This is a genomic window from Cereibacter johrii, assembly GCF_001720585.1.
Taxonomy (GTDB): domain Bacteria; phylum Pseudomonadota; class Alphaproteobacteria; order Rhodobacterales; family Rhodobacteraceae; genus Cereibacter_A; species Cereibacter_A johrii.
The window spans coordinates 57,257-69,609 of sequence record NZ_MABH01000136.1 but is presented as its reverse complement, the minus strand read 5'-3'; the positions used below and the strand labels follow the sequence as shown (position 1 = coordinate 69,609).

The window sequence follows — 12,353 nt, the reverse complement described above, 5'->3', positions numbered from 1 at the left end:
GGCGGCAAGCCTCGGCGACGCGCCGGTGGTGGTGCGCATCAGCACCCGGCAGGACGCGGGCGGCGCGGGCGCGGCGAAAGCGCGGCTCGATGCGGCCGAGGCGCTGGTGCGGCAGACCTGGAAGGGTCGGGCCGGGCCGGTGCTCATCGAACGCACGATCCAGCGGGACCAGTAAGAGGATGACCAGAATGTTCGGAATGAACGCGCGCGCGCTCGCGGGCCTCTCGGTCTCGCTGCTGGCTCTGGGCGCAGGCAGCGCCCTGGCGGAGGACTGCACGGGCAGGCCCGGCCCGTCGGCGATGGCCGCCTGCGATCAGGTGGCGCTGCCCGTCGGCGAGAATACCGAGGCCGCGGGCCCGGTGGTCCAGCCCCCGCTGGGCGGCGACGGCTTCATGATCTCGGTGGACGGCGCGCCCGCGGCGGGCGATCCCGCCACGGCCGACGGCCAGCGGCAGGCGGATCTCCGGCTCTCGGAGGCCGATGTGGATCTGCGCTTCGACGGGTTCGGCGTGGCGCCGCGGCTCGATGCGGGCCGGGCCGATCCGGCGCCCGCCGGGCCGGGCGACCGCGTGGTGCTGCGGAGCCGGACCAACTATCCGGCCTTCCTCGCCCGGGCGGAGTTCCGCATCTACGACATGGAGGCCTCGGGCGGCGGCACGCGGCTCCTGACCACCGTCCCCGTCGCGCCGAACGGCGAGGCGGCGCTCACGCTGCCCGAGGGGCGCGACCTTCGATATGTGCTGCGCGTCTACGACCGCGCGGGCCGCTATGACGAGACGGCCCCTCTGCCCTTCGGCGCCCCCGACCGCCGCGGCCTCGCCTTCGGCGCGGGCGAGGAGGAGGGTTCGGACAATGCGACCCAGCGCAACATCCCCATCCGGGGCGGCGCGGTGACGGTGCATGTGCGCAACCTCGCGCCGGGCGCGCGGCTCGAGACGCTGGGCACGAGCGTGGTCCCCGATCCGTCGGGGGCGGCCGTCGTCCAGCGCATCCTGCCGCCGGGCCGCCACGGGATCGACGTGCGGGTGCCGGGCGCGCTCGACATCACGCGCGACCTGACGATCCCCACCTCGGACTGGTTCACCGTGGGCGTGGCCGACCTCAGCTTCGGCCGCCGCATGGGCTCGCTGCCCGAGGGCACCGACAAGACCTGGCAGCGCGGGCGGCTGCAGTTCTACGCCAAGGGCAAGACCGCCCGCGGCTACGAGATCACCGCCTCGGCCGACACGCGCGAGGACGATCTGTCGGACCTCCTCGGCAACGTGCTCGACAAGGACCCGCGCGCGGTCCTCGGCCGGCTCGATCCCGACCTCTACTATCCGACCTACGGCGACGATTCGATCCTCACCGACGACACGCCCACCTCCTCGGGCCTCTATGTGAAGGTGGAGAAGGACGGCAGTTTCGGCCTCTGGGGCGATTTCAAGTCGAAGAGCCGCGGCACCGAGCTTCTGCGCAACGAGCGCAGCCTCTACGGCGGCCAGCTCGTGCTGCAGAGCCGGGAGACCACGCCCCAGGGCGAGGCGCGGCTGCGCTTCGAGGGCTATGCGGCCGAACCCGACCAGCTGCCGCAGCGCGACCTCCTGCGCGGCACCGGCGGCTCGGTCTATTTCCTGTCGCGTCAGGACCTTCTGGAAGGATCCGAGACGCTGACCGTTCAGGTCCGCGATCCCGATACCGGCCGGGTGATCTCGACCCGCGGCCTCGTGAACGGGCAGGACTACTCGGTCAATTATGCGCAGGGGGTGGTGACGCTCTATGCGCCGCTCTCCTCCTATGCGGGCACCTCCGGGCTCCTGTCCGGCAGCGCGGTGGGCGAGGACGATCTCTATCTCGTCGCGCAATACGAATGGGCGCCGGTGACGGGCGACGTGGAGGGCATGGCCTTCGGCGGGCGCGTCGAGGCCTGGGCCACCGACCGGCTGCGGCTGGGGATGAGCGGTCAGGTGGACCGCACCGGCCTTGCCGACCAGACCTCGACCGGGGCCGACCTGCTGTGGAAACTGTCCGAGGGCACCTATCTCGAGGCCGAGGCCGCGCGCTCGGAGGGGCCGGGCTTCGGCTTCACCAGCTCCATCGACGGCGGCCTCACGCTTGAGACGACCGATCCGGTCGACGGCACCGGCGAGGGCTACCGGCTGAAGGCGCGGGCCGATCTGGCGGACCTCCGGCCCGGCACGGAGGGCCATGTCGAGGTCTGGGCCGAGCGGCGCACGGCGGGCTTCTCCTCGATCGACCATCAGACGACCGAGGACGAGGAGCTCTGGGGCCTCGAGACCGAGGTCGCGACGTCGGAGCGCGGCCGGCTCGCCTTCCGCTACGAACATTACCGCAAGGATCCTGACGAGAAGCTCGACGAGGCGCGGCTGGGCTATGCCCACCGGCTGAACGGCCGCGACACGGTGGAGCTGGCCTTCGGCCATCTCGACCGCGAGGATCCGGGCCGCGCCGACCGCACGGGACGGCGGCAGGATGTGGGCGCGGGCTTCCGCCGCGAGGTCTCGGACCGGCTGAACTGGGAGCTCTGGGGGCGCACCACCGTGGCCCGGTCGGGCGGGATCGAGCGCGCGGATCGCGCGGGCGTCAAGCTCGACACGGCGCTCGGGCAGGACTGGCGGCTCCAGACCGGGATCTCGGCCGGCCACACCGGCTGGGGCGGCGAGATCATGCTGCGCCGCGAGAAGGACGCGGCCGAGAGCACCTATCTCGGCTATGTGCTCGACCCCGACCGGACGCTCGACGATGTGACCCTGACCGGGCGCGACCACGGCAAGTTCGTGGGCGGCGCGCGGCGCAAGGTGGGCGAGAGCACCTCGGTCTTCGGCGAGAACAGCTACGACCTCTTCGGCCAGCGGCGCACCCTCGCCTCCTCCTACGGCGTGGAATATGCCGCGAGCGAGCGGACGGTCTGGACCGGCGCCGCCGAATTCGGCCGCGTGGCCGACGATGCGACGGGAGATCTCGACCGCGTGGCGCTCTCGTTCGGGGTGCGCTACGACGATGGCGAGCGGCTCTTGATGAAGGGGCGGCTGGAGCTGCGCCGCGACAGCGGGACCTACGAGGGGCGCGACCGCGATGCGGACACGATCCTCGGCACGGGCACGGTGCGCTACGCGCTCAACGACGCCGAGCGGATCGTGTCGAGCCTGCAGTTCGTGCTGCCCGACAACGGCACCGCCACGCTGCCCGAGGGCGACTATATCCGCTACGATCTGGGCTATGCGCTGCGGCCCACCGACAACGACCGGCTGAACCTGCTCGCGAAATACCAGTATCTCTACGACCTCTACGGCCAGGAGACCGACGGGGTGCAGAGCCGGAGCCCGCGGCAGAAGACCCATGTGGTCAGCCTCGATGCCGAATATGACGTGACCGAGCGCTGGACGCTGGGCGGCAAGCTGGGGATGCGGTTCGGCGCCAGTTCGGCCGCCGAGGGCGAGGCCTTCGTGGACAATGACGCCTGGCTGGGCGTGGTCAGCGCGCGCTATCACCTCGTGCACAACTGGGACCTTCTGGCCGAGGTGCGCCAGCTTCATGCCGAGCAGGCGGGCACGACCGAGACCGGCGTGCTGGTGGGCGGCTACCGGCAGGTCAACCGGAACATGTCGATGGGGCTGATCTACAACTTCGGCCGGTTCTCGGACGATCTGACCGACCTCGTGCAGGACGACAAGGGGCTGGCGCTGAACCTGATCGCGCAGTTCTGACGCGCGAAGGGCGGGGGGCGCTGCCCCCCGTCCGCGCCCGCGGCGCGGGCAGGGAGCGGCGGTGCCGCCCCCTGCGGTCCCCCCGGGATATTTGGACAGAGTGAAAGGGGCCCGGGACCTGCGCGGCGCCCGGGCCGTCGCAGGCAGCGCGTTCACGGCGCGGGTCCTCGTTAGCCGCAGGCGGCTGCGCCGCGCCGCGGGTCGGTCGCGGAGGTCGGGGGCTCCCTTCGCAGGATCCCGAGGGGACGGTGATGGGGCCCGGACCGGGGAGGCGGACGGGGCTGCCGGGGGATGCGCCCGGCCGGCCGTGCGGCCGCCGCCCGGCGGACCGGGCGGCGGCGGGCGTCAGGCCTCGATCAGCGCGATCATCCGTTCGAGCCGCTTCATGGCGAGCCAGCCGTCGCGGATCACCGGCGCCCAGGCGGACTCGCCCCGGATCGTCGCCGCCACATCGGTCAGAAGCGCATGATAGCCCTTGTGATCCTCGTTCGCCGCCGCGGTGAAGTTCGGTGTCCAGACGAGGCTGTCGCAGCCGGGATCGAGCAGGGCCTCGGGATCCTCGGCCTTGAAGGGCGGATTGCGGTGCCAGGCCACGTTGATGACATTCTCGACCTCGACGCGATGATGGTCGCCCATCACCTGCACGAACTCCATCGGTGTGCCGCGCGACTGGACCGTGCCCATCACCACATTGCCGATCACCCCGTTCTCGCAGGCGAAGTTCATGTGCAACAGCATCTTGCCCTTGCCGCAGACGTTCTTGCGCAGCTGCACGTCGGCGAATTCGGCCCCCGCGAACCAGGGGATCAGGTCCATGTAATGCACGCAATGGTGCAGGTAGAAACCTGTGTAATCCACCTCGCCCGCGAAATAGGTGGGCGCGGTCATGTAGCTGCCGTGGATGCCCAGCACGGGGCCGAACGCGCCGCCCTCGAGGATGTTCTTCGCGATCCGGTTGCCGGTGGAATAGCGTTTCATGAAGCCCACCGTGACCGGCACCCTTGCGGCCTCGGAGGCGCGCATCAGCTCTTCGGCCTGCGCGGCGGTGGCGGCGGGGGGCTTTTCCATGAAGACGGGCAGGCCGCGGGCGATGGCCGCGAGCGTCGCGCGGTAATGGACCTCGGGGCCCACGGCCATGCCGATGGCATCGAGCCCGCCCGCGGCGATCATCTCCTCGAAGTCCGAGAAGACGGCCTTGGCGCCGAACTGGCGCGCGGCAGCCTGCGCGGCCGCCGCGTCACGGTCGCAGACCGCCGCAATCTCGAAGCCCGAACGGGCGAGCTGCGGCATCAGCATCCAAGTTGCGTGGCGGCCGCAGCCGATCCAGCCGATCCTGATCGTCATCAGTGGGTCACCTCCGCCAGGGTGAGCGCGGAGCGGATGAGGCCCAGCCCCGCGCGCAGCTTCTCGTCCTCGTCCTCGTGCGGGGCGCGCCAGTGGGCGATGGGCAGCGCCACGCGCTCGTCGTCGCGCCGGAAGGGCTCGAGCGAAACGGGTCCCGCATAGCCCGCCTGCCCCAGCGCGCGCGCGATGGCCGTCCAGTCCATGTTGCCGGTGCCGGGGAAGCCGCGGTGGTTCTCGTTGGCCTGGAAATGGACGAGGCGCGCGCCGGCAACGCGGATCGCATCGGGGATCGAGCGTTCCTCCATGTTCATGTGGAACGTGTCGAGCATGACGCCGAGACCGGGCGAGCCCACCGCATCCACCACCTCGATGGCCTGTGCGGTCGTGTTCACGATGTCGGTCTCGAAGCGGTTCAGCGGCTCGAGGCCGAAGACCTTGCCCGCGCTCGCGGCGAGCGGAGCCACCTCGGCCAGCCCCTCGACGGTGCGGGCGGCGCGGGCGGCGATCTGCTCGGCCGTCCAGGGGAAGGGCGGGCGGCCGGCGAAGACCAGCGGCTCGCCGTAGAGCGGGCCGCCGACGATGGTCGCGCCGAGCGCTTCGGCGGCCTCGATGCAATATTTCAGATAGTCGCGCCCGCCGGCCCGCGCCGCAGGCTCCTCGCTGGCGATCGAGCGCTGCAGGTTCACGCGGGCGGCCAGAACGAGGCCCAGCCCCTCGCCCTCGCAGATGCGCCGCACCTCGGCCGCATCGAGCCCGTCCTCGGGCTCGGGCACGAGAAGCTCGATGAAGTCGAAGCCCAGGGCCCGGGACTTCTTCAGGAAATGCAGCGACTCCGAAGTGAAGGGCCGGATGAACTGCATCGAGATGATGCCGACAGGATTTTTCACGTTTCTTCCTTCTTGGGAAGGCAGGGCCCTCTCCGGCCCCGCCGGGTCTAGGGTCAGCCCTTCACGGCGCCCTGGGTCAGGCCGCCCACGAGACGGCGCTGCACGATCAGGAACAGGAGGGTGGCGGGCATGGCGCCCACGATGCCGCCGGCAGTGAGGAGGCCCCACTGGACCTGATATTCGCCGATCATCGTCTGCACCGCGACCGTGATGGGCCGCACGTTCTGCCCGCCCAGCGTCAGCGCATAGAGATATTCGTTCCAGGCGGTGATGAAGATGTAGATGCCGGTCGCGATGATGCCCGGCGCGCAGAGTGGCAGGATCACCCGCACCATGGCCGAGAGCCGCGAGCAGCCGTCGGTCATGGCCGCCTCGTCGAGCGATTTCGGGATGCCGTTGATGTAGCTCGTCATCATCCAGACCGAGAAGGGAATGGCGATGGTCGAATTCGCGATGATGAGCGCGAGATGCGTGTCCAGAAGCCCGAGCTGGCGCATCAGCACGAAGAGCGGCAGGATCAACAGCACCAGCGGGAACATGTTGATGAGCAGGAACTGCAGCAGCAGCACGCGCTTGAAGCGGAAGTCGAAGCGCGAGAAGCTGTAGGCCGCCGTCACCGACAGGGTGAGGCCCACGATCACGGTGCCCGAGGCCACGATCAGGCTGTCGAGCATGTTGCGCGCGAAGCCCACGTTGGCGAAGAGCCGGGCGTAGTTCTCCCAGACGAGGTCGAAGACCGAGGGGCCGCGGGTGAAGAGCTTGTCCTCGGCCGTGAGCGAGGTCAGCGCCATCCAGAGATAGGGGCCGAGCGTGAAGACGAGGATCAGGGCCATCGGCAGATCGACGGTCAGGATCCGCCTGAGGGTGGATTTGCGTCCCAGAGCCATCAGTGCACCGCCTTGGCCGAGCGTTTCAGATAGAGGATCACGATGCCGAGCAGGAGCAGCGTGAAGGTCATGGCGAGCGCCGAGCCATAGCCGAAATCGAGGTTCGTGCGCGCCTCGAGGAAGGCGTAGAGCGGCAGGGTATAGGTGGCGTAGCCGGGCCCGCCGCCGGTCATCACGAAGATCACATCCATCGAGTTGGCGACCCAGATCGTGCGCAAGAGGATCGCGGTGAAGAGCACGCCCGAGATGCCGGGCAGCGTGATGTGCCAGAACTGCCGGAGGCTCGAGGCGCCGTCGAGCGAGGCCGCCTCGTAGTAGCTGCGCGGGATCGACTGGAGGCCGGCGAGGATCATCACCGCGAAGAAGGGAAAGCCCTGCCAAGTCAGCGTGAGGATGATCGCATAGAGCGCCGTGTCGGGGTTGGCGAGCCACGGGATCGACTGTTCGAGGATGCCCACGCGCAGGAGAAGGTCGTTCAGCACGCCGTAGTTCGAATCGTAGATCCAGGCCCACATCAGCGCGATCACGACCGAGGGCAGCGCCCAGGGAATGATGATGAGCGCGCGGGCCACGGGGCGCCATGGGAACTTCTGGTTCAGCAGAAGCGCCGTCGCGAGCCCCAGAAGCGCCTGCGCAGGCACGGTGATTGCGATCCACAGCACGGTGTGGCGCAGCGAGATCCAGAAGACCTCGTCCTGCAGGATCGCCGAATAGTGCTTGAGCCCCACCCAGTCGAATTTCTTCGGCCGGAACAGCACATAGTCATGCAGGCTCATCCAGGCCGTCTGCACCATCGGGAAGAAGACGATGGCGAGCGTGACGAGCACGGCCGGGGACAGCAGCGCCAGCGGCAGCACCTGCCGCCAGAGCCGCGCGCGGCGGGCGGGGGCGATTTCGTCGCGGTCGGGGACCGGAACACTTGTCATCGGGCGGACCTCTCTCGTCCCCTGCGGCGCGGAGGGCCGGCAGGCGGGTCGGGCTCGGACGCGGGCGGCGCGTCGGATGGTTCGGAAGAAGGCGGGCCGGGGAGGGAGCGCCCCGGCCCTGCACCGTCACTCTTCGGCGAAGAGCTTGGCGATCGCTTCGTTCATCTGGGCGGCGGTGATCTCACCGTTCAGCGCGCGCTGCATGTTCGTGGGCCAGACGGTGTTCACGAACTCGGGCGTGGCCGAGGAGGCGGGCAGCAGATGGGCGAAGGGCAGCGAGGCCTGCGTCGCCTCGACGAACCGCTTCTCGTGCTGGTCCCAGCTGGCGCTGTCGCTCTTGGTCACCGGAAGCTGGCCGGTGGCGCTGTTGAAGAGCGCATTGTTGCCTTCCGACGACAGGAACGAGATCCACTTCCAGGCGGCTTCCTTGTCGCTGGCATTGCTGAGGACGCCGGTGGATTCGTCGCCGAAGGTGGTCCAGCGCCCGCCGCCGCATTCCGGCACCGGCACCGCCGCGACCTTGTCGCCCAGCGCCGCCACCAGATCGTTCGAGGAGCCGACATGGTGGATCGTCATCGCGGTCACGCCGGTCTTGAAGGCGCCGATGATCTCCTGAAAGCCGTCGTTCGGGGCCGAGGGCGGGAAGACCTTGTCCTTCTGGAAGAGATCCATCACGAACTGCGTGCCCGCGACGCCTGCCTCGGAGGTGAGGCTGTCGTCGAGCGCCACGCCCTCGCGGCCCAGCGTGAAGGCGCCCCAATGTTCGTGTCCCGACTTGCCGCCGCGGAAGCCGAACCCGTAGGTGTCGATCTTGCCGTCGCCGTTCGTGTCGCGGGTGAGCTTGATCGCGGCCTCGCGGAACTCCTCGCAGGTCTCGGGCGGGGCAAGGCCCAGCTCCTCGAACATGTCGGCGCGATAGTAGAGATAGAGCGCCACATATTGCACCGGCAGGTAATAGTGCTTGCCGTCCTCGGCCTCGGTCAGGTCGAACAGATTGTCGAGGATGTCGTCGCGGCCTTCCCAGCCCGCGATCATCTCGTCGAGCGGCTCGAGCGCCTCCATCTCGAGGAGACGCGGCAGGGCGAACATCTTCAGCATGGCCGCGTCGGGCGCGTTGCCGCCGACGATGGCCGTGTAGAGATTGTCGTAATAGCTGTTCCAGGGCACGTTCTGCGCGTCGATCCTGATGCCCGGGTTCGCTTCCTCGAACTTGGCCACCAGATCCGACATCGGGTTCTCCGGATTGTCGAAGTGATACCAGAAGCGGACGGTGCTGTCGGCCGAGGCGATCCCCGGCGCGAGGCCGGCCAGAAGGGACAGCGCGCTGATGGTTCTTTTCATTCTCTCTCCTCCCAAAATCGAGAAACGGTTCCGCCGCGCGTGGCAGCGGTCAGGTGAGCGCCCGGAAGACTTCGCCCGCCCGGCGGTAGGCCGCCACAGACTGCGGCAGCCAGCGGCTCATCTGCATGAAGCCGTGGACGACCCCCGGTACGATGTCGAACCGGTCGGTCCGCCCCAGCGCCGCGAGCCGCGCCGAGAAGCGCTCGGAGTCCGAGCGCAGGGGATCGATCCCGGCCGCGTTGAGATAGAGCGGCGGCAGCGCCGCCAGCAGCGCATCCGGCGCGCGGGCGGGCGTGAGGCAGGGATCCTCGAGCCGCCCTGCCGCGGGCGTGTAGAAATCCCAGTAGCGCTGCATCTTGGCCCGCGTCAGGCCCGGCCCGTCGGCCACCTCGACATAGCTCGGGCTTTCGAAATCGGCGTCGAACACGCCGTAGAAGAGAAGCCCCGCGGCTGGCAGGTCGCGGCCCTGCAGCCGGAACATCAGTGCCACCGCGAGATTGGCGCCCGCGCTGTCGCCCGCCACCGACCAGCGGCGTCCGGCGAGGATCGCCTCGCGTCCGGCCCAGACGGCGAGACAATCCTCCAGCCCCGCCGGATAGGGATGTTCCGGCGCGAGCCGGTAGTCGAAGGTCACCACGGCCGCGCCCGTCTCGACCGCAAGCTGGCGCGCCGCGCCCTCATGGGTCGCGGCCGAGCAGAAGGCCCAGCCGCCGCCATGGATGAAGAGGATCGCCTCGCGCCCGAGATCGCCCGCGGGCAGGAAGACATGCGCCCGCCGCCCGTCCGGCGTCTCGACGCGAAGCTCGCGCGCCATGGCGGGCTCCGGCCCGTTCCAGCGCCGGTTGCCCGCCTCGGCCGCCGCCCGGCCCTCGGCCGGCGGCAGGAGCGTCGGATCGGGCTGCACCCCGTCCTCGGCCAGGAGCCGGTCGAGCACGGCACGCATTTCGGGGGCAAGGGTCAGGCTCATGGATGCACCTTCAGGCTGGGCCCTGCCGCGGCCTGCCCCGCCACGCCCTGCCCTGTCTCGGGCGCGAGCGGCGGCATGACCTCGGGACCGAAATCGACGATGGTCGCGATGTGATGCGAAAGCGCGCGCATCAGCGCCTCGGCGCTGCGCGTCTCGAGCGCCTCGAGGATCGAGACATGCCGGTCGGCGGTCGCGAGCAGCTCCCGGCTGTGGGCCGCGCTGTTCAGGATCTTGAACCGCTGCGTATGAAGGAGGCAGCGCATCAGCACCGGCTCCACCACCGGCATGGCCGCGGCCTCGAACAGACGCAGGTGAAAGCGGCAGTCCTGCTCGAGCAGCGCATATTCGTCTTCCTGCAGCGCAGCCAGCCGCATGGCCTGCAGCAGCATGTCGAGATCCTTGCGCAGGCGGGGATCGTTCGCCTCGATCACCCGCAGCGCGGCGCGGCATTCGATGTCGTGGCGGATGCGCAGAAGCTCCACCACATCGTCGGAATGGGCCTCGGTCACATGGGTGTCGCGGCGGGCCCGGCGCTGGACGAGCCCCTCTTCCGACAGCCGCATCAGCGCCTCGCGGATGGTGCCCTGAGCCACCGCGAAGCGCTGCGCGAGATCCAGCTCGCGCAGCACGCCGCCGGGCGGCAGCGTCCCCAGCACGATCTCGCGGCGGAGCGCATGCTCCACCTGCGCGCTGCGGCTGCGCTGCGGTCCCGCTCCGAAGGCCTCGCCCACACCCATGACCCCTGCATCCTCCCTGATGTCGTATTGATAATCACATGATTATTGATAATGTCAACGATATTGATAATGTAGGTGAGACGGGCATCGGCGCGAGGAGCGGCCGGACGACAGGGAGGACAGCGCATGGCGCGCATCAGTCTGCAGAAGATCGTGAAGCGGTATGGCGGGATGGAGGCCATCCACGGCGTCGATCTCGAGGTGGAGGACGGCGAGTTCGTGGCCTTCGTGGGGCCCTCGGGCTGCGGGAAATCCACGATGCTGCGGATGATTGCGGGTCTCGAGGACATCAGCGGCGGCCATATGCGGATCGGCGACCGGCTGGTGAACGACATCGAGCCCAAGGGCCGCGACGTGGCGATGGTGTTTCAGGATTACGCGCTCTATCCGCACATGACGGTGCGCGACAACATCGGCTTCGGGCTGAAGATGCGCGGCGAGCCCGCCGAGACGATTCGGAAGAAGGTCGAGGAGGCCGCGCGCATCCTCCAGCTCGAGGACCTGCTCGACCGCCGTCCCGGCCAGCTCTCGGGCGGCCAGCGCCAACGCGTGGCCATGGGCCGCGCCATCGTGCGCAAGCCCAAGGTCTTCCTGTTCGACGAGCCCCTCTCGAACCTCGATGCCAAGCTGCGGGTGGAAATGCGCACCCAGATCAAGCGGTTGCACCGGATGCTGCGCACGACGACGATCTATGTGACCCACGATCAGGTCGAGGCCATGACGCTGGCCGACCGCGTGGTGGTCTTGCGCAAGGGCAGCATCATCCAGCACGGCCGCCCGCTCGAACTCTACGAGCGGCCCTCCTGCCGCTTCGTGGCCGAATTCATCGGCTCGCCGCAGATGAACATCCTGCCGGGCCGGGTGGCCTCGTCGGATCGCGGCACGGTGATCGAGGTGGGCGGCGGCGCGATCTCGCTCTCCCATCTGCCGGTGCCGGTGGGCACCGCCGTCGATGTGGGCCTGCGCCCCGAGCATCTGGAGCCCTGCGCGCCCGAGGAGGCCGACTTCGTCGCCGAGGTGGACGTGCTCGAGGAACTGGGGTCGGACACGCTCGCCATCTGCCTCATGGGCGAGCGCGAGATCACCGTGCGGGTGCCGGCCGACCGGGCGCGCAGCCTCGGCCGCGCGCAGCCGCTGCGCTTCGACCGCCAGAACCTGCATCTCTTCGATGCCGCGAACGGCCAGCGGATCGACTTCATCGCCTGACGATCCCGGCGCGCGGTCAGGCCCGCGCGTCGCCACTGGCCGGTTGGATGCGAGATCCTCGCGGCACCTCGTCTCGGCACGGGTCCACCTGCGCGCCGCTGCTGTCCCGCGGGACCAAGGCCTTCGCGGCACCTCTGTGGGATAGGCCTGCACGCCGCTTCTGGCCGACCGGGGTTCAAACTCTTTCCGACGCCTCTTTCCGGCGCGGATCCGCCCGCGCGCCGCTTCTGGTCGGCGAATCCAAGCTCCTCGCAGCGCCTCGTTCCGGGCGGATCCGCCCCACGTTGCTTCTGGCCGGCTGGGTCCGAGGTCGTCGCAGCGCCTCGTTCCGGCGGGAGATGCCTGCCATGT

Annotated in this window: 9 protein-coding genes; 2 read left to right on the top strand and 7 right to left on the bottom strand. The window is 69.4% G+C overall.

Translation table 11 applies throughout. The annotated features are described in order from the left end of the window. Positions 1 to 188 precede the first annotated feature (188 nt). Positions 189 to 3,707, top strand: a complete 3,519-nt coding sequence (locus A9O63_RS11375; protein ID WP_069332037.1) for a hypothetical protein — start codon at positions 189 to 191, stop codon at positions 3,705 to 3,707. Between the two features lie 345 nt (positions 3,708 to 4,052). Here the strand turns inward: A9O63_RS11375 and A9O63_RS11370 are convergent, their stop codons facing one another. The 7 genes from A9O63_RS11370 to A9O63_RS11340 form a co-directional block, all read right to left on the bottom strand. Further along, positions 4,053 to 5,051 (bottom strand): Gfo/Idh/MocA family protein, encoded by a 999-nt coding sequence (locus A9O63_RS11370; RefSeq protein WP_069332036.1) that lies wholly within the window; start codon positions 5,049 to 5,051, stop codon positions 4,053 to 4,055. Further along, positions 5,051 to 5,938 carry a sugar phosphate isomerase/epimerase family protein gene (locus tag A9O63_RS11365; RefSeq protein WP_069332035.1) on the bottom strand — a complete coding sequence of 296 codons (888 nt, stop codon included), beginning with the start codon at positions 5,936 to 5,938 and terminating at the stop codon, positions 5,051 to 5,053. The genes A9O63_RS11370 and A9O63_RS11365 overlap by 1 nt, the downstream gene beginning before the upstream one ends. A 53-nt stretch (positions 5,939 to 5,991) precedes the next feature. Continuing rightward, positions 5,992 to 6,825: a carbohydrate ABC transporter permease gene (locus A9O63_RS11360; RefSeq protein ID WP_069332034.1), complete on the bottom strand. Its 834-nt coding sequence runs from the start codon at positions 6,823 to 6,825 to the stop codon at positions 5,992 to 5,994. Beyond that, positions 6,825 to 7,751 (bottom strand): carbohydrate ABC transporter permease, encoded by a 927-nt coding sequence (locus A9O63_RS11355; RefSeq protein ID WP_069332033.1) that lies wholly within the window; start codon positions 7,749 to 7,751, stop codon positions 6,825 to 6,827. The genes A9O63_RS11360 and A9O63_RS11355 overlap by 1 nt, the downstream gene beginning before the upstream one ends. A 126-nt stretch (positions 7,752 to 7,877) precedes the next feature. After that, positions 7,878 to 9,092 carry an ABC transporter substrate-binding protein gene (locus A9O63_RS11350; RefSeq protein WP_069332032.1) on the bottom strand — a complete coding sequence of 405 codons (1,215 nt, stop codon included), beginning with the start codon at positions 9,090 to 9,092 and terminating at the stop codon, positions 7,878 to 7,880. Between the two features lie 49 nt (positions 9,093 to 9,141). Then, positions 9,142 to 10,059 carry an alpha/beta hydrolase gene (locus tag A9O63_RS11345; RefSeq protein ID WP_069332031.1) on the bottom strand — a complete coding sequence of 306 codons (918 nt, stop codon included), beginning with the start codon at positions 10,057 to 10,059 and terminating at the stop codon, positions 9,142 to 9,144. Then, positions 10,056 to 10,796, bottom strand: coding sequence for a GntR family transcriptional regulator (locus A9O63_RS11340; protein WP_069332030.1), 741 nt, complete (start codon positions 10,794 to 10,796; stop codon positions 10,056 to 10,058). Before A9O63_RS11340 ends, A9O63_RS11345 begins: the two co-directional genes overlap by 4 nt. 126 nt (positions 10,797 to 10,922) lie before the next feature. Here A9O63_RS11340 and A9O63_RS11335 point away from each other — a divergent pair, with 126 nt between their 5' ends. Continuing rightward, the gene (locus A9O63_RS11335) at positions 10,923 to 12,002 is read left to right on the top strand and encodes an ABC transporter ATP-binding protein (RefSeq protein WP_069332029.1); all 1,080 of its coding nucleotides are present in this window, start codon (positions 10,923 to 10,925) and stop codon (positions 12,000 to 12,002) included. Positions 12,003 to 12,353: the final 351 nt, after the last annotated feature.

Bases quoted from the DNA above. Each gene is read 5' to 3' on its own strand.
- A9O63_RS11340 (WP_069332030.1), bottom strand. From the start codon at position 10,796: ATGGGTGTGGGCGAGGCCTTCGGAGCGGGACCGCAGCGCAGCCGCAGC.
- A9O63_RS11370 (WP_069332036.1), bottom strand. From the start codon at position 5,051: ATGACGATCAGGATCGGCTGGATCGGCTGCGGCCGCCACGCAACTTGG.
- A9O63_RS11350 (WP_069332032.1), bottom strand. From the start codon at position 9,092: ATGAAAAGAACCATCAGCGCGCTGTCCCTTCTGGCCGGCCTCGCGCCG.
- A9O63_RS11335 (WP_069332029.1), top strand. From the start codon at position 10,923: ATGGCGCGCATCAGTCTGCAGAAGATCGTGAAGCGGTATGGCGGGATG.
- A9O63_RS11355 (WP_069332033.1), bottom strand. From the start codon at position 7,751: ATGACAAGTGTTCCGGTCCCCGACCGCGACGAAATCGCCCCCGCCCGC.
- A9O63_RS11375 (WP_069332037.1), top strand. From the start codon at position 189: ATGTTCGGAATGAACGCGCGCGCGCTCGCGGGCCTCTCGGTCTCGCTG.
- A9O63_RS11360 (WP_069332034.1), bottom strand. From the start codon at position 6,825: ATGGCTCTGGGACGCAAATCCACCCTCAGGCGGATCCTGACCGTCGAT.
- A9O63_RS11345 (WP_069332031.1), bottom strand. From the start codon at position 10,059: ATGAGCCTGACCCTTGCCCCCGAAATGCGTGCCGTGCTCGACCGGCTC.